This window comes from Jiangella alkaliphila (genome assembly GCF_900105925.1).
GTDB lineage: Bacteria > Actinomycetota > Actinomycetes > Jiangellales > Jiangellaceae > Jiangella > Jiangella alkaliphila.
The window spans coordinates 1,685,539-1,703,855 of the sequence record NZ_LT629791.1 but is presented as its reverse complement, the minus strand read 5'-3'; the positions used below and the strand labels follow the sequence as shown (position 1 = coordinate 1,703,855).

General features: G+C 71.7%; 16 protein-coding genes. 6 read left to right on the top strand and 10 right to left on the bottom strand.

Annotated features, from left to right (window positions below; genetic code table 11):
- The first annotated feature begins 16 nt into the window (after nt 1-16).
- Nucleotides 17-3,769, top strand: a complete 3,753-nt coding sequence (locus tag BLV05_RS07950; protein ID WP_082155090.1) for an ABC transporter ATP-binding protein — start codon at nt 17-19, stop codon at nt 3,767-3,769.
- A 107-nt stretch (nt 3,770-3,876) separates the two neighbouring features.
- Here BLV05_RS07950 and BLV05_RS07945 read toward each other — a convergent pair whose 3' ends face one another.
- Complete coding sequence (locus BLV05_RS07945) at nt 3,877-5,163, bottom strand: apurinic/apyrimidinic endonuclease family protein (protein WP_046767953.1); 1,287 nt, start codon at nt 5,161-5,163, stop codon at nt 3,877-3,879.
- Between the two features lie 230 nt (nt 5,164-5,393).
- On the opposite strand from BLV05_RS07945, the gene BLV05_RS07940 reads away from it, so the two are divergent.
- Nucleotides 5,394-5,759, top strand: a complete 366-nt coding sequence (locus BLV05_RS07940; RefSeq protein WP_152690665.1) for a hypothetical protein — start codon at nt 5,394-5,396, stop codon at nt 5,757-5,759.
- Between the two features lie 30 nt (nt 5,760-5,789).
- Here the strand turns inward: BLV05_RS07940 and BLV05_RS07935 are convergent, their stop codons facing one another.
- Nucleotides 5,790-6,479, bottom strand: coding sequence for a FadR/GntR family transcriptional regulator (locus BLV05_RS07935; protein WP_046767951.1), 690 nt, complete (start codon nt 6,477-6,479; stop codon nt 5,790-5,792).
- 196 nt (nt 6,480-6,675) lie between these two features.
- On the opposite strand from BLV05_RS07935, the gene BLV05_RS07930 reads away from it, so the two are divergent.
- Complete coding sequence (locus tag BLV05_RS07930) at nt 6,676-7,887, top strand: alpha-hydroxy acid oxidase (RefSeq protein ID WP_046767950.1); 1,212 nt, start codon at nt 6,676-6,678, stop codon at nt 7,885-7,887.
- Between the two features lie 29 nt (nt 7,888-7,916).
- Entirely contained in the window at nt 7,917-8,765 is an 849-nt protein-coding gene (locus BLV05_RS07925) for a fumarylacetoacetate hydrolase family protein (protein WP_046767949.1), read from the top strand.
- A gap of 118 nt (nt 8,766-8,883) precedes the next feature.
- Here BLV05_RS07925 and BLV05_RS07920 read toward each other — a convergent pair whose 3' ends face one another.
- The 3 genes from BLV05_RS07920 to lysS form a co-directional block, all read right to left on the bottom strand.
- Complete coding sequence (locus BLV05_RS07920) at nt 8,884-9,219, bottom strand: histone-like nucleoid-structuring protein Lsr2 (protein ID WP_046767948.1); 336 nt, start codon at nt 9,217-9,219, stop codon at nt 8,884-8,886.
- Nucleotides 9,220-9,295: 76 nt separating this feature from the next.
- Nucleotides 9,296-9,880 (bottom strand): amino-acid N-acetyltransferase, encoded by a 585-nt coding sequence (locus BLV05_RS07915; RefSeq protein WP_231948777.1) that lies wholly within the window; start codon nt 9,878-9,880, stop codon nt 9,296-9,298.
- Nucleotides 9,880-11,385, bottom strand: coding sequence for a lysine--tRNA ligase (gene lysS, locus BLV05_RS07910; protein WP_407716987.1), 1,506 nt, complete (start codon nt 11,383-11,385; stop codon nt 9,880-9,882). The genes BLV05_RS07915 and lysS overlap by 1 nt, the downstream gene beginning before the upstream one ends.
- A gap of 224 nt (nt 11,386-11,609) precedes the next feature.
- Here lysS and BLV05_RS07905 point away from each other — a divergent pair, with 224 nt between their 5' ends.
- On the top strand, nt 11,610-11,963 hold the full coding sequence (locus tag BLV05_RS07905) for an STAS domain-containing protein (RefSeq protein ID WP_152690664.1): 354 nt from the start codon (nt 11,610-11,612) through the stop codon (nt 11,961-11,963).
- On the opposite strand, the gene BLV05_RS07900 is transcribed toward BLV05_RS07905, so the two are convergent.
- Complete coding sequence (locus tag BLV05_RS07900) at nt 11,951-12,883, bottom strand: NAD-dependent epimerase/dehydratase family protein (protein ID WP_046768007.1); 933 nt, start codon at nt 12,881-12,883, stop codon at nt 11,951-11,953. The two genes, BLV05_RS07905 and BLV05_RS07900, sit on opposite strands and share 13 nt — an antisense overlap.
- 71 nt (nt 12,884-12,954) lie before the next feature.
- Between BLV05_RS07900 and BLV05_RS07895 the strand changes: the two genes are divergently transcribed.
- A complete protein-coding gene (locus BLV05_RS07895; RefSeq protein WP_197683579.1) occupies nt 12,955-13,866 on the top strand; it encodes an RNA polymerase sigma-70 factor in 912 nt (303 codons plus the stop codon).
- Nucleotides 13,867-13,988: 122 nt separating this feature from the next.
- On the opposite strand, the gene BLV05_RS07890 is transcribed toward BLV05_RS07895, so the two are convergent.
- From BLV05_RS07890 to panC, 4 genes are read right to left on the bottom strand one after another with little or no spacing between them, the layout of a single operon-like run.
- On the bottom strand, nt 13,989-14,768 hold the full coding sequence (locus tag BLV05_RS07890; protein WP_046767944.1) for a type III pantothenate kinase: 780 nt from the start codon (nt 14,766-14,768) through the stop codon (nt 13,989-13,991).
- 5 nt (nt 14,769-14,773) lie between these two features.
- On the bottom strand, nt 14,774-15,664 hold the full coding sequence (gene nadC / locus BLV05_RS07885; protein WP_082155088.1) for a carboxylating nicotinate-nucleotide diphosphorylase: 891 nt from the start codon (nt 15,662-15,664) through the stop codon (nt 14,774-14,776).
- Nucleotides 15,665-15,668: 4 nt separating this feature from the next.
- On the bottom strand, nt 15,669-17,297 hold the full coding sequence (locus BLV05_RS07880; protein WP_046767943.1) for an L-aspartate oxidase: 1,629 nt from the start codon (nt 17,295-17,297) through the stop codon (nt 15,669-15,671).
- Nucleotides 17,298-17,350: 53 nt separating this feature from the next.
- Entirely contained in the window at nt 17,351-18,217 is an 867-nt protein-coding gene (panC, locus tag BLV05_RS07875) for a pantoate--beta-alanine ligase (protein ID WP_046767942.1), read from the bottom strand.
- Nucleotides 18,218-18,317 lie beyond the last annotated feature (100 nt).

The window sequence follows — 18,317 nt, the reverse complement described above, 5'->3', positions numbered from 1 at the left end:
TGCGGCCCCAGTCGGGGTGTTCACATCCAACCCGCTGCTACGGGAGATCCCTGTGCCCAGCCGCACCGCGTCCGCGCGCCCCTCAGCCCAGACCGCCACACCGTCAACGCCCTCGGCCGCCGTCGCGTCAGCCGAACCCTCACAGCCGCCCGGCACGTTCCGTCGGCTCGCTCCGTACCTCCTCCGCCACCGCGGCACCCTGATCGTCTCCGTCGTCGTGGCCTTGGCCTGGGCGGTCACCGTCGCCGCCGTCCCGGTCACCCAGGGCCGGGTGGTCGACGACGCCATCGACACCCGGTCCGCGCCGCTGCTGCCGATGATCGTGCTGCTCATCGGGCTGGCGGTGGCCCGCTTCTTCCTGTCCGCCTGGTGGCGCCACATCGGTGGCACCACCGCATTCCGCATCCAGGACGACCTGCGCCGCGACGTCTACGACACGTTGCAGCGTCTGGACTTCACCGGCCACGCCCAGCTGCAGAGCGGGCAGCTGGTGTCGCGCATCAGCGGCGACCTGCGCTACGTGCACATGCTGCTGTCCTGGATCCCGCAGGTCGCCGCGACCCTGCTGTCCTCGCTGCTGGCCGTCATCGTCATGTTCACCCTGTCCCCGCTCATCGCCGCCCTCGTGGTCGCCGTCATCGCCGTCGTGTTCGCCGTCACCAACCGGCAACGCCGGCAGGTCTACGCCGCCGGCTGGGACGCGCAGGACCGCGAAGCCGAGATGACCTCACGGGTCGAAGAGGCCGTCACCGGGGTCCGGGTGGTCCGCGCGTTCGGGCAGCAGCCGGCCGAGACCGCGCGGCTGCACGGCGCCCTGCTCGACATGTTCCGCGCCCGGGTCCGGGCGGTCCGGCTGCGGGCGCCGTTCATCGCGTCGTTGCAGGGCGCGCCGCTGTTCGGGCAGGTGCTGGTGCTGCTGGCCGGTGGGCTGCTGGTCATCCAGGGCCAGCTCACCATCGGCGTGTTCCTGGCCTGCACCGGCTACCTCGCCGAACTGATCGGCGCCGCCCGGGTCGCCGGCATGGTCCTCACCAACGCACCCCTGTGCAAGGCCGCCACCGAGCGGGTCGGCGAACTGCTCGACCTGCAGGCGGAGATCACCGAGCCGCTGCGCCCGATCCCCGCCGACGAGCGCGGCGGCGCGGTGTCGTTCCACCGGCTCCGCTTCGCCTACGCCGACGGCGACGGCCACCAGGTGCTGCGCGGCTTCACCCTCGACGTCCAGCCCGGCGAGACCGTCGCGCTGGTCGGACCGTCCGGCTGCGGCAAGTCCACAGCCCTGTCGATGCTGCCGCGCTTCTTCGACGCCGACGCCGGCACCGTCACCGTCGACGGCATCGACGTGCGCCGCTGGTCGCTGCCGGAGCTGCGCCGCCGCATCGGGGTGGTGTTCGAGAACAGCTTCCTGTTCTCCGACACCATCGCCGCCAACATCGCCTACGGCAAACCCGACGCCACCCCCGACCAGATCCAGGCCGCCGCCCGCGCCGCGATGGCCGACGAGTTCATCGACACACTCCCCGACGGCTACCAGACCGTGGTCGGCGAGCAGGGCATCACCCTGTCCGGCGGGCAACGCCAACGTGTCGCGCTGGCCCGGGCGCTGCTGGCCGAGCCCGACATCCTGCTGCTCGACGACGCCACCTCCTCGGTCGACGTCAAGGTCGAGGAACGCATCCACGCCAACCTCGAACCGTTCCTCGCCAGCCGCACCGTCCTGCTGGTCGCCTACCGCGAGTCCACCCTGCGCCTGGCCGACCGCGTCGTCCTCGTCGACGACGGCCGGGTCGTCGACCAGGGCGGCCACGCCGAACTGCTGGAACGCAACGCCCTCTACCGCGACCTGTTCGGCGACGGCCCGGGCAGCGACGAGCGTCCCGACGACCTGATGTCGCACGCCCAGGCAGGACGGTTCGAGGCGACGGCGTCGGCCTGGGAGTCGCGGCAGGACGCCACCGGCTCGCTGCCCGGCCTGCAGCTCGCGGTACCGGCCGAGGTGGCCGAACGCATCGCCGCACTGCCGCCGCCGCAGGACCCGCCCAACGTCGACCTCGACCGTGAGGGCGGCACCCGAGGCGTCCTGCGGCTGGCGTCGTTCCTGCGCCCGTACGTCGGCGGCCTGCTGGTCGGCCTCGCGCTGGTCGTCCTGGAGGCGGCGATCACGCTGGTCAACCCGATGCTGGTGCAGGAGGCGGTCGACGACGGCATGCGCGCGGGCTCGACGTCGGTGCTGCTGTGGGTGTGCCTCGCCGCGGCGGTGCTGGTCGGGCTGCTCTGGGCCGACCAGCGCACCGGTTACCTGTGGACGACGCGCAGCACCGAGCGGCTGCTGCTGGCGATGCGGGTGCGCATCTTCGGTCAGCTGCAACGGCTGGGCATCGACTACTACGACCGCACCCAGGCCGGCCGGGTGATGACCCGCATGACGTCCGACGTCGACGCGATCGCCCAGCTGTTCCAGGTCGGGCTGATCAACGCCGTCGTCAGCGTGGCCACCTTCGCCGGCATGACGATGGTCGTCGTCGCGCTCGATCCGATGCTGGCACTGGTCGTGCTGGGGGTCGTGCCGTTCGCCGGCGCCGTCACCTGGTGGTACCGGCGGCGCGCCTCGGTCGCCTACGACGACGCCCGCGAGCTGCTGTCGACGATCAACGCCGACGTGCAGGAGAGCATGGCCGGCATCCGCGTCACCCACGCGTTCCGCCGCGAGGCCGTGAACCTCGAGCGGTTCGCCGTGCTCGGCCGCCAGTACGTCGCGGCCAGCCTGCGCGGGCTGTACGCGACCTCGGTCTACGTGGCCGCGATCGAGCTGCTGTCGGTGCTGGCCATCGCGGCGGTGCTCTGGGTCGGTGCGCAGCGCATCGAGGCCGGCACCCTGGCGCTCGGCACGCTGATTGCGTTCCTGCTCTACCTCGCCCAGGTGTTCGCCCCGATCCAGCAGCTGTCGTCGGTGTTCGACGTGTACCAGCGGGCGCGGACGGGGCTGGTCCGGGTCCGTGCGCTGCTGGCGCTGGAGACGTCGACGCCGGTGCGGCCCGACGCCGTCCCGGTCGACGCGATCGCCGGTGACCTCCGGTTCGAGCAGGTCCGGCTGCGCTACGCCAGCGCCGCCACCGACGCCGTCCGCGACGTCGACCTGCACGTGCCGGCCGGCCAGCGGGTCGCGTTCGTCGGGCGGACCGGCGCCGGCAAGTCCACGCTGTCGAAGCTGGTCGCCCGGTTCTACGACCCCACCGACGGCCGCGTGCTGGTCGACGGCCGGCCGCTCGACGACCTGGACGTCACCAGCTATCGGCGGCACCTCGGGTACGTGCCGCAGGAGCCGTTCCTGTTCTCACGCACCATCCGCGACAACATCGCCTACGCCCGGCCCGACGCCAGCGACGCCGAGGTCGAGGCCGCCGCCCGCGCCGTCGGGGCGCACGAGTTCATCACCCGGCTGCCGGGCGGCTACCACCACGTGGTGGCCGAACGGGGCCGGTCGCTGTCGGCCGGTCAACGGCAGCTGGTGTGCCTGGCCCGGGCGCTGCTCGGCGACCCGTCCATCCTCATCCTCGACGAGGCGACGTCGAACCTCGACCTCGCCAGCGAACGCAAGGTCAACCAGGCCATGCGCGTGGCGTCGGCCGGCCGCACGACGATCGTCGTCACGCACCGGCCGCAGTCGCTGCACTGGGTCGACCGCGTCGTCGAAGTGGCGGACGGGCGCATCGCCACCGACGAGCCCGCCCCGACCTACGTCGAACGGGTCCTGAGCCGGGCGAGCTGAGCACGTTGGGGTGGGGCGGTGGCTGCGGAGCCGGCGCAGCAGCCACCGCCCCACCAACGGGGCTGATCACCCGGCCGGCCGGGGGACACCCGGCCGGCCGGGGAGTCTCAGCGCGCCATGTTCGACATGTTGGTGCCGCTGATGACGGCGTGCCGCAGCGACCGGCCCTGGTCGGCCGCGCCACCGGGAGCGGTGTCGTCCTCGTAGTTGGGGTTGTGGTAGCCGCGCGGGCGGTGCCGGCGGAAGATCGCGTCGTAGTCGATGTCGCTGCGCGGGTCGCCGAACGGGATCATCCGGTAGCCCTCGCCGACGCCGGGCGGCTGCTCCTCACGGCGTTCGCCGTCCTTGGCGTGGTACAGCGGGTACCGCAGCGGCTGCGCCGCGATCTGGTCGATCGGGCTGAAGATGTTCTCGCGGCGCTGGCCGTCCCAGTCGTAGTACCAGCGGAACCGGTGCTGCGCCGAGGTCGCCCAGTAGATGTCGATCTCGCAGAAGCACTTCGTGCTGGGGGTGATGTCCAAGTAGTACTGCATCTTGCGGATGCCGGACTCGCCGCGCACCATCTGCGGCTGCGGCAGCGGGTTGCCGGTCACCCGGTCGACCGTCACCTGCACCATCGGGCCGTCCTGCAGGAAGCCGTAGGCGTCGGCGTGGTTGTGCGGGTAGATCGAGATGCGCCACGGGCGGCCGAGGTCGTTGAGCGCCTCCCACTTCTGCCCGGCGACGTCCCACGACTCCTTGGCCGAGCTGCCGGTCGGGTCGCCACCGGTGCCCATGTACGGCATGCCCATGATCGAGGCGAACTCGAGCTCGATCTGGAAGCGGTCGTAGTCGTCGGCCGTCATGCCGCCGTTCGGGCCGCCCGGGTAGCTGTTCGGGATGAAGCCGTGGTTGCCGATCGCCTCGAGGCCGGCCTCGTCGAGGAAGCCGCGCAGCGTCCGGGCGTAGTTCAGGTAGGCCGGGAAGTTCTGCCGCAGCAGCGTGCTGCCCTGGGTGAGCGGCGGGACGTTGCCGCCCTGGTTCTCGGCATGCTGGCTGTACCCGGCGAACTCGACCTGCTTGAAGCCGGCGTTCGCGAGGAACAGGAAGACCTCGCGGAAGCCGCCCGGCAGCGGCACCGTCGGGCCGAGGTCGTTCGGGTCGGCCGGGAAGTTCGGGCCGCCGAGCTGGCCCATGGTGGGTGCGGGGTTGTTCCAGATGCCGCGCCGCGCCGTGGCGTCGCGCTGGGTGTAGAGGATGGTGCCGCGCTTGCCCGGAGGCAGCAGTGGGTTGGGCACGTTGCTCGCCAGCGGACCGGCCAGTGCCGGCACGGCCGGCACGATGGTGGCTGCGGCGAGCGTGCCGGCGCTGATCGTCAGCAGCCGGCGCCGGCTCAACCTGTGGTCCTGAGCCATGGTCGTCTCCTCGCTCCGTCGAAAGTGCGGGACCGTTGCTCGAGATGCTTGTTGCACCGGGAGCCGGCTGCGACCGGCACTTTCTACGAGAGGTGTGGAAAGCCGCCCCGATGTTGGGGAAACACTAGCGGCATCTACCCGTAACTTCGACCCATCTAGATCGATATTGTCCGATTTGCGCCATGGCCTAGCGGTGACGGCCGATCGCTGTGCCAGAGTGAGGCATGCCGGTGCCCGCGCCCATCCGCCGCCGCTGCCAGGACCTCCTCGAGCCGGGCGAGCAGCTCGGCTACCTCATCCCGGTCACGGCCGTCTGGCTCGGCGCCGTGATGGCCGGCATCGACTGCTACGTCGCGGTCACCGACCGGCGCATCGCCGTGCTCACCGGCAGCCCGGTGCGTCGCGGCGGACCGACCGAGGTGAACCTGCAGTACCCGCGCACCACGCGACTCGGCCCGGTCGATTTCGCCCCGACGCCGACGTTCCGGCTCGGCAAGCGCAGCTACGAGATCGAGGACGAGTACGTCGCGGCCGTCCACGCGGCCGACGCCGAGCTGGCCGGCCTGCTGCCCGAGGACCCCTTCCCCGACATCTGACCGCCCGGCCGCGACGGCGCCGGCCGCGGGTCAGCCCAGGCGGGACGCCTTGTAGAAGCCCTCGATGTGCTCGGCCACGAGCCGGGCCGCGCCGTCGCCGTCACCGTCGGCGACGGCGGCCAGGACGGCGCGGTGCTGGGCGCGGAGCAGGGTCGCGACCGGCGCCCAGTCGGGCACGTTGGGCGCGGCGGCGATGACGTAGCCGTGGATCGCCTCGCGCAGCGACGCCATGATGGTCGAGACCAGCACGTTCCCGGCCAGCGTCGCGAGCGCCACGTGGAACTCGGCGTCGAGCAGGTGGAACCGCTCGCGCGGCAGATCGGGCTCGTCCATCGCGTCGAGCAGCTGCCGCGCCGCGGCGACCTGCTCCGGTGTGGCACGGTCGGCCGCCTCGCGCACCGCCCACGACTCGAGCAGCACGCGGGTCTGGACGATGTCGCCCATCGGCAGGTGGCTGGTGGCCAGGTGCAGCCGCAGCGTGGCGGTCAGCGGCGAGCCGGGGTCGGCGACGATGACGGCGCCGGCGTCGGGGCCGGAGCCGACCGCGGTCCGCACGACCCCCATGGCCTCGAGGACCCGGATCGCCTCGCGGACGGATGGACGGCTGACGCCGAGCTGGCCGGCCAGCGCGCGTTCGCCGGGCAGGCGATCGCCCAGCCGCAGCTTCCCCGCCGACAGGTCGGCCTCCACCTGGCGGAGCACCAGCTCATGGGTCCTCACGCAACCATCCTCTACGTGTCGGGTCGCACACGCGCCTTACCGCCGCATGCGCCCTCCGCCTGCCATCTGTCCTCCGACCGACGACTCGTGGGAGCCTCCGGCCCCCAGTCGTCGCCGGTATGCACGCCCCTCCACGGACAGACCCTACTGATATCTTGTGGTCTGACCACATGGCTGACGTCCACGGAGCCGCTCCATGACCGACCGACAACTCCCCCGCTGGTCCGAGCTCAAGCCACTGCTGCGCACGAAACGGCCCACGCTGAACCCGACCGACCGCCGGCTCGCGAGCGCGCTGACCATCGCCGACCTGCGTCGCATCGCGCGCATGCGCACGCCGCGCTCGGTGTTCGACTACACCGACGGCGCGGCCGAGGCCGAGATCAGCCTGCGCCGGGCCAGGTCGCTGTTCGCGCAGCTGGAGTTCCGGCCGTCGATCCTGCGGGACGTCTCCGAGGTCGACACCACGACGACCATGCTGGGGACGCCAGCCGCCCAGCCGTACGCGTTCGCGCCCACCGGCTTCACCCGGATGATGAACTACCAGGGCGAGAGCGCCGTGGCCCGGGTCGCCGAACGGGCCGGCATCCCCTACTCGCTGTCCACCATGGGCACGACGTCCATCGAGGACGTCGCCGCCGCGGCGCCGCGGGCGCGCAAGTGGTTCCAGCTGTACGTGTGGAAGGACCGCTCGGCCGGCGAGGACCTGGTGAAGCGGGCCGCGAACGCCGGCTTCGAGGCGCTGATGCTCACCGTCGACGTGCCCGTGGCGGGCGCCCGGCTGCGCGACGTCCGCAACGGCTTCACCATCCCGCCGACGCTGACGGCGAAGACGGTGCTCGACGCGGCCGTGCACCCGGCGTGGTGGATGAACCTGCTGACCACGAAGCCGCTGCAGTTCGCGTCGCTGACGTCGTGGAAGGGCACCATCGCGGAGCTGCTGGACCTGCTCTTCGACCCGTCGATGACCGTCGACGACCTCGCGTGGCTGCGCTCGATCTGGACCGGGCCGCTCATCGTCAAAGGCATCCAGACCGTCGACGACGCCCGGCGGGTGGTCGACGCCGGCGCCGACGCGATCGTGCTGTCCAACCACGGCGGCCGCCAGCTGGACCGCGCACCCGTGCCGCTGCGGCTGCTGCCCGAGGTGGCCGCGGCGGTCGGCGAGCGCGCCGAGATCTACCTCGACACCGGCATCACCAGCGGCGCCGACATCGTCGCGGCCAAGGCGCTGGGCGCCGACGCCTGCCTGGTCGGCCGCGCCTACCTGTACGGCCTGATGGCCGGTGGCGAGCGCGGCGTCGCCCGCGCCGCCGAGATCCTGACCACCGAGGTCCGGCGCACCATGCAGCTGCTCGGTGCCCGTACCGTGGACGAGCTGAATCCTGGCCACGTCCGGCTCCCCTGACCCGCACCCACTCACGACGAGGAGACGACATGCAACTGATGCGCATCGGTGACCGGGGCGCGGAACGTCCCGCCGTCCGCGCCGACGACGGCACGGTCTACGACCTGAGCGCGGTCACCGGCGACATCGACGGCGCGTTCCTGGCCGGCGACGGCATCGCGCGGGCCCGCGCCGCGCTGGCCGGGGGCGGGCTGCCGGCGCTTCCGGACGGCGCCCGGGTCGGCGCGCCGATCGCCCGGCCCGGCAAGGTCGTGTGCATCGGGCTGAACTACCGCGACCACGCCGCCGAGACCGGCGCGGCGCTGCCTGACGAGCCGATCATCTTCATGAAGGCGGCGAACACCGTCGTCGGCCCGAACGACACCGTGCTGGTGCCGCGGGGCAGCGTGAAGACCGACTGGGAGGTCGAGCTGGGCGTCGTCATCGGCAAGGAGGCCCGCTACCTGGACTCCCCCGACGACGCGCTGGGCGTCATCGCCGGCTACGTCGTCTCGAACGACGTCTCGGAGCGGGAGTTCCAGCTCGAGCGCGGCGGCCAGTGGGACAAGGGCAAGTCGTGCGAGACGTTCAACCCGCTCGGGCCGTGGCTGGTGCCGGCCGACGAGGTGGACGACGCCGGCAAGCTGGGGCTCCGGCTGTGGGTGAACGGCGAGCAGCGGCAGGACGGCACCACGGCCGACCTCATCTTCGGCATCGGGCACGTCGTCTGGTACCTGAGCCAGTTCATGGTGCTCGAGCCGGGCGACCTGGTGAACACCGGCACCCCGGCCGGCGTGGCGATGGGCATGCCGGGCCAGCCCTATCTGCGGGCCGGCGACGTCGTGGAGCTGGAGATCGACGGGCTCGGCCGGCAGCGCCAGGTCTTCGCCGACGCCTGACCCGTCACCGTTCCCGTTCCCCGGACACGCGAGGGGCCGGCCGCCTGAACCAGGCGCCGGCCCCTTCCCGCGTCAAAACCCCCGTGCAGCTCCGCGGTGATGCGATGACACCACGCCGTCACCCGTGAGCGGTCTCGTACTTCGCGAGGATGTCGGACGGGATGCGTCCCCGGTCGGACACCTTCAGGCCCTGGTCGCGGGCCCATTCCCGGATGGCCGTGGTGTCGGTGCGGCTGGCCCGCCCACCGGTCGCGGCGGCTCGTCCACGCCCCCGCCTGGCCGACGCACGGCGGGCCGAGCCGACGTACGGCGACAGGGCATCACGGAGCTTGCCGGCGTTCTTGGCCGACAGATCGATCTCGTACGAGGCTCCGTCCAAGGCGAAGCTCACGGTCTCGGTGGCTTCACCACCGTCGAGATCGTCGAGCAGAATCACCTGAACCTTTTGCGCCATCGTTGATCCTTCCTGCTGGGGGTGCAGTCGAAGATTAGTGTGACAAGGCTATTGTTACGCCCTAGAACACTGAATTTCAATTCGTCTGGCGCGAGTCGTCCAGGTCGATTTGTGACGTGGTACCCATTCGACGAAGCATCCGCACGTTACCCAGAGTATTCGGCTTCACTCGGTCGAGGTCGAGGAACTCGGCTACGCCTTCGTCGGCCGACCGCAACAACTGTGCGTAGACGTCGGTGTCTACCGGCGCGCCTTCCACTCGCTGGAAACCGTGCCGGACGAAGAAGTCGACCTCGAACGTGAGGCAGAACACTCGCACGACGCCGAGTTCCTCGGCCACGTGCAGCAATCGGGAGAGCAGGGCGTGACCGACACCGTGCCGGCGCCATTCCGGGGCGACGGCGAGGGTGCGGACCTCGGCCAGATCCTCCCACATGACATGCAACGCGCCACAACCGACGACAGTGCCCGGACCACTGGGCGAGACGGTTTCGGCCACCCAGAACTCCTGGATGTCCTCATATAGGGTGACCGTCTCTTTGGATAGCAGGATCCGCTGCGCAGCGTAACCGTCGAGCAGGCCGCGGATGTACCGTACATCGGCGGTACGTGCCCGCCGCACCCGATAGCGCTGATCCGGCTCGATTTCGGCCGGTGCCATCATTCCGGCTTCACCAGCGGGAACAAGATCGTCTCGCGAATGCCCGAGTCGGTGAGCAGGATCATCAGCCGGTCGATTCCCAGTCCCATGCCACCGGTGGGCGGCATGCCGTATTCGAGCGCGCGCAGGAAGTCCTCGTCCAGCTGCATGGCCTCGGGGTCGCCGGCGGCCGCCCTGAGCGACTGCGCGGTCAGCCGCTCGCGCTGCACCACGGGGTCGACCAGTTCGGAGTAGGCGACGCCCATCTCGACACCGCGGATGATGAGGTCCCACGCCTCGGCGAGGCGCGGGTCGTCGCGGTGCGGCCGGGCCAGCGGCCGGACCTCCTCCGGATAGTCGCGGATGAACGTGGGCGTCATGAAGGTGTGCTCGGCCAGCTTCTCGAACAGCTCGAGCACGACCTCGCCGTGGCCCCACGACGCGTCCAGTCCGACCTCGTGCTTCTCGGCCAGCTCGCGCAGCCGCTCGACCGGGGTGTCGATGGTGACCTGCTCGCCGACGGCCCGCGAGACGGCCTCGTGCAGGGTGACGTGCTGCCAGGGCGCCTCGAGGTCGATCTCGCCGCCGCGGCCGTCGGGCACCACCGTCCGGCCGACGGCGTGGGCGGCGTCGACGACGATCTCGCGGGTGAGCGCGGCCTGGGTGTCGTAGTCGCCGTAGGCCTCATAGGACTCGAGCATGGTGAACTCGGGGCTGTGCGTGGAATCGATACCCTCGTTTCGAAAAACGCGGCCGATCTCGTACACCTTGTCGACGCCGCCGACGATGGCGCGCTTGAGGTACAGCTCGATGGCGATACGCAACGTCATCGGAATGTCGAACGCATTGAGGTGCGTCTGGAATGGACGCGCCGTCGCGCCGCCGTGGACGAGCTGCAGAACCGGCGTCTCGACCTCGATGTAGCCGAGCCGATGCAACGTTTCGCGCACCGACCGCGTGACGACGGCGCGAGTTCGCACCATGGTCCGGGCGTCCGGATTGACGATCAGGTCGACGTAACGCTGCCGGACCCGGGTTTCCTCATTCAAATCCTTGTGCGCGACCGGCAGCGGGCGCAGCGCCTTGGAAAGCATGGTCCAGCGGTCGGCCGACACCGACAGCTCGCCCCGCTTACTGACGATGACCTCGCCCTCGACGCCCACGTGATCGCCGATGTCGACCAGGTGCTTCCAGGACGCCAGGCTCTCCTCGCCGACACGATCGAGCGAGAGCATGACCTGGAGTTCGGTGCCGTCGCCTTCGCGCAGCCGGGCAAAACAGAGTTTGCCGGTGTTGCGCAGGAAGATCACCCGACCGGCGACGGAGGCGGGGTCGCCGGTTTCGGTGCCGGGGGGCAAGTCGGGATAAGCCGCCCGGAGTGCGGTGAAGGTGTGGCTGCGCGGGAATCCGAGACGATAGGGCGGCTGCCCGGAGGTCAGCAGCTCGGCGCGCTTCTCGCGCCGGATGCGCATCTGCTCGGGCAAATCCTGATCGTCGCTCGGGGGCAGTCCACTCATGGGGGACAAGCCTAGGCGGTGCGCGTTCTCGTCCGCTCATGGGTAAGCCTGGAGGGGTCATGCAAAACCGACGGACGATGGGGGGCCGGAGGTCCCCCTGAGTCCTCGGTCCAGTGCGCATGTCGACTGGAGAGCGTTCCTGATCTTTGCATGACCCCGACATCTGAGTGGGATGGCGGAATGCTTGCCGCCGATACCGCGGAACTGCCACGCTGGGTGCGGAGGTGAGGTCGATGAGCACTGTGGAAGTCGTCGACCGTGGTGGCCGCGAGATCGTCGTGTTCCTCTCCGGAGAGGTCGGCACCGACCCCGACGACGCGTTCGGCCCGGCCATCGACGAGGTCGACCGCCTGGAGCAGCTGAACGCGCTCGACCACGTGGTCGTCGACATGCACCGGGTCACCGGCATGACCGACGCCGCGATCGGGTTCCTGCGCGAGCTGTCCGTCCGCGGCCGGTCGTCGGGGTTCGAGGTGTCGTTCGCCGCCCTGAGCGGGCCGGCACACCGGGCGATCGAGGCGAACGGCTGGTCGTTCGTCGAGCACAGTCCCGATCTGCCGGCCGGACGCCGCGGCTACCGCTCGTAGAAGCCCTGCCGCCAGCTGGCGTGGTCGGGCTTCCAGCCGAGCTCGCGCTTGGCCTTGGCGTTCGACGAGCCGCGCAAGGTCGTCATGAACGCTATGCCGAAGTCGCCGATCAGTGGCCGGGCCAGCCAGGTCGGCAGGCGTCGCGGCGGTTTCGCGCCGACCGCGGCGGCCAGCGTGGTCAGCATGTCCCCCGCCGGGGCGGGGTCGTCGTCGACGATGTTGTAGACGGCCGGCGCGCCGCCCTCGATCGCGGCCAGTGTGGCCCGGGCGGCGTCGTCGATGTGGACGACCGACCACACCGCGGTGCCGCCGCCGACGATCGGTAGCTTCCGCTTGCGCAGCACCTCGGCGATGGTGCCGGTCATGCCGGTGCCGCGGCCGTAGAAATTGCCGTAGCGCAGCGCGAGCCCGTCGATGCCGGGGGTGCCGGTGGTGACCCGTTCCACGTGCTGGATGCCGCGCATGGTCTCGCGGCAGTCGGACTCCGGGTTCGGCTCGAACGGGTCGTCCTCGGTCTTCACCGGGCCGCCGCTGCGGGCATTGGTCCAGCCGGTGTAGCTCTGCGCGACGAACCGGGTCACGCCGGTCTCGCGGGCGGCCGCCAGCAGGTGGTCGGTGCCCTCGATACGCAGCCGGTTGGTGGTGGCGAAGTCGCGGTCGAACCGCTTCGGGTTGCCCGTCTGGGCGATCAGCGCGCTCTGCTGATGCACGATGACATCCGGGCGGGCGGCGCGGACCGCGGCCAGGACGCCCGCGGCGTCGAGCCCGTCCATGAGGACGCCCTCGGCGCCGGCGGCACGCAGACCGGCCAGCTTGGACTCCGATCGGGTGCTGCCGGTCACCTCGTGTCCGGCCTGCACCAGCAGCGGCACCAGTGACCGTCCCACGGCGCCGGTCGCACCGGCCAGGAAGACTCGCATGTCCATCTCCTCTTCTCGTGTCCCGCCCCCTTCGACGAGGGCACCCGCCGTTCTGTGACAGGATCGTCGCCGTGACCGATGTCGCGGTCGCCCACGACGACCTGCGGCCACTGATGTTCTCGGTGGCCTACCGCATGCTGGGCAGCGTCAGCGAGGCCGAGGACGTCGTGCAGGAGGCGTTCCTGCGCATGCACCGCGCGGCGGAGTCGGGCACGAGGGCGGACAACCCCGAGGCGTACGCCACGACCGTCACCACCCGGCTGGCCATCGACGCGCTGCGCTCGGCCCGGTACCGGCGCGAGCAGTACGTCGGCGAGTGGCTGCCGGAGCCGCTGCTGGTCAGCGACGACGACCCGGCCCGGCGGGTCGAGGAGACCGAGACGCTGTCGACGGCGTTCCTCGTGGTGCTCGAGACGCTGACGCCGGTGGAGCGGGCGGTGTTCCTGCTGCGCGAGGTGTTCGGCTACGGCTACGACGAGATCGCCACGATCGTGGAGCGCAGCGAGGCCAACTGCCGGCAGCTGCTGACCCGCGCCCGCAAGCACATCGAGGAGCGGCGGCCCCGGTTCGAGGCGTCGCGCGACCGCCGCGACGCGCTGGCCCGCACGTTCTTCGCGGCGCTGAACGGCGGCGACGTCGCCGCGCTGGAGCACCTGCTGGCCGAGGACGCCGTCTTCCACGGCGACGGCGGCGGCAAGACCGCGGCGGTGCGCAGGCCGCTGACCGGCGGGCTGCAGGTGGCCCGGTTCCTGGCCAACCTGGGCCGCACCGGCGTGCAGCTCGGCACCGTCCTGGAGCCGGTGACGGTGAACGGCCAGCCGGGTGCCCGCGTCTGCGACGCCGCCGGCGCCGTGCTGGGCGTGCTGTCGTTGACCATCGCCGACGGCCGGGTCATCGGCGTGCACAACCAGATCAACCCCGACAAGCTGCAGCACCTCGGCCCGGTCGGCGACCTCAACGCGCTGCTGGACCGGCGCGGCTGACTCAGGACCCCGGAGTCGTCGGGCCGGGCAAGCCTCTGTACAGCCGCCCATTCCTGCGCCTCGCACCGACGATTTCGAGGAGGCCTCCGGCCCCCTCTCACCGCCGGTCTTGCCCGCCCCTCCTAGGCCGGATGGTTGCGGTCGAAGACCAGCCGCAGGCCCATCAGCGTGAGCCAGGGCTCGTGGTGCTGGATCGTCGCCGACTCGTCCAGCACCAACGGCGCCAGCCCGCCCGTCCCGATCACCGTGACACCGTCGAGCCCCACCCCCAGCTCCGTCGCCATGCGGGTGACCACGCCGTCGACCTGGGCGCTGAAGCCGTACAGTGCGCCGGACTGCAGCGCCTCGACCGTGTTCTTGGCGATGACCGACCGGGGCCGGACCAGCTCGACCCGGCGCAGCTGGGCCGCGGCGTTGCGCAGTGCCTCCAGCGACACGTCGATGCCGGGGGCGATCGCGCCGCCGATGTACTCGCCGCGCGCCGAGACGACGTCGAACGTCGTGGCTGTGCCGAAGTCGACGATGATGCACGGCCGCCCGGTGCCGTACTTGTGCATGGCGGCCAGCGCGTTGACGATGCGGTCGGTGCCGACCTCGCGCGGGTTGTCCATGAGGATCGGCACGCCGGTCTTCACACCGGGCTCGACCAGCAACGCCGGCACGTCGGCGAAGTAGCGCTGCGTGAGCCAGCGCATCTCGCGCTGCACCACGGGGACCGTCGAGCAGATGGCGATGCCGTCGATCGGCTCGTCGGTCCCCGCGAACAGGCCGCGCAGCAGCGCCATCAGCTCGTCGGTGGTGCGGGTGGCCACGGTGGCCACGCGCCAGTGGTGCCGCACCTCGAGGCCGTCGAGCAGCCCGATGACGGTCTCGGTGTTACCGACGTCGATGGCCAACAACATGCTGGCTAGTGTCCCTCCACCGCGATCACGTCGAGGCCGAGGTCCAACGCCTGGACCGAGTGGGTCAGGGCGCCGGTGGACAAGTAGTCGACGCCGGTGGCGGCGTAGGCGCCGGCCTGCGCCAGCGTCAGACCGCCGCTGACCTCGAGCCGGGCCCGTCCGTCGACGACCTTCACGGCCTCGAGGACGTCGTCGACGCCGAAGTTGTCGAGCAGCACGAGGCCGGCGCCGGCCTCGACCGCCTCGCGGGCGCCGTCGACGGTGTCGACCTCGATCTCGACGGCGAGGTCCGGGTAGGCCCGCCGGACCGCCTGGAAGGCCGCCGTGATGCCACCGGCCGCGGCGATGTGGTTGTCCTTGATCAGCGCCGACTCGGACAGCGTCGAGCGGTGGTTGACCCCGCCGCCCATGCGCACCGCGTACTTCTCCAGCGGGCGCAGCAGCGGCGTGGTCTTACGGGTGTCGCGGACGGCGGCGGGCGAGCCGGCCAGCGCCTCGACCCAGGCCCGGGTGGCGGTGGCGATGCCGGACAGCCGGCTGGCCAGGTTCAGCGCGGTCCGCTCGGCCAGCAGCAGCTGGCGGGTGCGGCCGTGCACCGTCAGCACCTTGGAGCCGGCCTGGATCTGCGTACCGTCGGCGGCGTGCCGCTCGATCTCGACGCCGGGGTCGGTGACCGCGAAGACCGCCTCGGCCACCGGCAGGCCGGCGAGCACGCCGGTCTCGCGGGAGCCGAGCACGGCGACCGCTCGCTGGTCCGCGGGCACCGTCGCGGTGGTGGTGACGTCCTCGCCGCCGCCGAGGTCCTCCTCCAGCGTGGCGCGGACGAGGTCCTCGACGTATCGGGGATCGAGACCCGTCTCGCTCAGCGCGAGTGTCACGGGCTCGGGCAAACTCATGCGGTTACTCCTTCATGGGCTCATATGTCGTCGTGAGCACACCGTCCGGGTCCACGACGCTGACCAGGTGGCCGCGCCAGCGGGGGTCATCCCGATCCGGGAAGTCCTCACGCCAATGGCCGCCACGAGTCTCTTCCCGCATGGCGGCATGCCGACCGAGCGTAACGGCCACCGTGTGGAGATTGGTCGTCTCCCAGGAATCAGGCGTCATTCGCTCGCTGACGGGGTCGGCGGCGAGGCTCGCGAGCCGGGCGGAGAGCGTCGTCAGCGACGACTCCGAGCGCAGCACGCCGGCGCCGGCCGTCATGGCGGACTGGACGAACGGCTGGGCGTCGGCGGCGAGCAGGCCGACCGGGCCGCTGCGCTCGACCGGGTCGCCGGGGTGCGCGTCGTCCAGCGACGACGCGAGGTGCTCGGCGATGCGGTGCCCCCAGACCAGCCCTTCGAGCAGCGAGTTCGACGCGAGCCGGTTGGCGCCGTGGACGCCGGTGCAGGACACCTCGCCGCACGCGTAGAGGCCGGGGACGCTGGTGCGGCCGCGGCGGTCGGTGCGCACGCCGCCGCTGGCGTAGTGCTGGGCGGGCGCTACGGGGACGAGGTCGGTGGCGGGGTCGATGCCGTACGAGCGGCAGCGGGCGACGATGGTGGGGAACCGCTCCTCCAGGAACGTCCCGCCGAGGTGCCGGGCGTCGAGCCAGACGTGCTCCGCGCCGGTCTCGGCCATCGCCGTCATGACGCCCTTGGCGACGACGTCGCGCGGCGCCAGCTCGGCCAGCTCGTGCCGGCCCTTCATGAACCGGCGACCCTCGACGTCGCGCAGCACGGCGCCCTCGCCGCGGACCGCCTCGGAGATCAGCGGCTGCTGCCCCTTCGCGGACCGGCCGAGCCACAGCACCGTCGGGTGGAACTGGACGAACTCGAGGTCGGCCACCTGCGCACCCGCCCGCAGCGCCGCCGCGACGCCGTCGCCGGTGGAGACCGGCGGGTTGGTGGTGGACGCGTAGACCTGGCCGAGCCCGCCGGTGGCCAGCACGACCGCCCGGCCCAGCGCCGCGCCGACGCCGCTCTGCCGCCCGGCGCCGATGACGTGCAGGGTGACGCCGCAGGCCCGGCCGGCGGCGTCGGTGAGGATGTCGGTGACCAGCGCGTGCTCGACGACCTCGATCTGCGGGTCCTCGCGGACGGCGGCCAGCGCGTCGAGCAGCGCCCGGGAGATCTCCTTGCCGGTCTGGTCGCCGCCGGAGTGCGCGATGCGGTTGCGATGGTGGCCACCCTCGCGGGTCAGCGCGATGTCACCGTTGGGGGTGCGCTCGAACTCGGCGCCCAGCTCGACCAGCTCACGCACCCGCCGCGGGCCCTCGGTGACCAGCGTGCGGACGGCGGCCTCGTCGCACAGCCCGACGCCGGCGACGAGGGTGTCGCGCAGGTGCTGTTCGGGGCTGTCCTCCGGCCCGAGGGCCGCCGCGATGCCGCCCTGCGCCCACGCCGTCGCGCTGTCGGACAGCTGGGTCTTCGTCACGAGCAGGACCCGGCCGGCCTTGCGCGCCTCGAGCGCCGTGGTCAGCCCGGCGATGCCGCTGCCGACCACCACGACGTCGGCGGACACCGTCCAGCCCGGGTCTTCTGTGCGCATGCGGCGGGGTATGCGAACTCCAGTCACGCGCCACAAGCCTACGCCTGGGCGCGTCAGGGCAGGTCGACGCCGATGTTGTCGATCAGCCGGGTGGTGCCCGCACGGGCGGCGACCAGCAGCCGGGCCGGCCCGGAGCCGGGGCCGGACGCGAGGTCGGCGGCGCGCAGCTCCAAGTAGTCGACGTCGACGCCGGCCAGCTCGGCCCGGGCGGCGGCGACGACGGCGTCCGGCCCGCCCGCGGCGGCGTCGGCGCCGGCCCGCAGCGCGCGGGCGAGTGCCGGCGCGGCGGCCCGCTCGGCGTCGGAGAGGTAGCGGTTGCGGCTGGACAGCGCCAGCCCGTCGGCCTCGCGCACCGTGGGCACGCCGACGATCTCGTACGGCAGCTCGAGGTCGGCCACCATGCGACGGATCAGCACCAGCTGCTGGTAGTCCTTCTCGCCGAACAGCGCGTAGCTCGGCACGGTGAGGTTGAGCAGTTTCGCGACCACCGTCAGCACGCCGGCGAAATGGCCGGGCCGCACCGCGCCCTCCAGCTGTTCGCCCAGCGGCCCGGGCGCGACGGTGACCTGCGGCGTCCCGTACGGGTACAGCTCCTCCGTCGCCGGCGCGAACACGATGTCGACGCCCTCGTCGGCGCAGGCCGCGAGGTCGGCGTCGAACGCGCGCGGGTAGCGGTCGAAGTCCTCGCCCGGCCCGAACTGCAGCGGGTTCACGAAGATCGTCACGATCACGGTGCCGGCGTCACCGGCCTCCTCGCGGGCGGCGCGCATGAGGGCACGGTGGCCCTCGTGCAGCGCGCCCATCGTCATGACGACGGCGCTCTCGTTCTCGCCGCGCGACAACGCCTCGGCGAGGTCGTCCCTGGTGCGGGCGACGATCGGATCGGTCACGATGACACTCTGACGTGTCGGGCCGCGCATGCGCCAGTCGGTGGTGTGCCGCTCTCGTCACACCCGACCGACGACTCGTGGAGGCCTCCGGCCCCCAGTCGCCGCCGGTATGCGCGGCCCTCCACAGGCG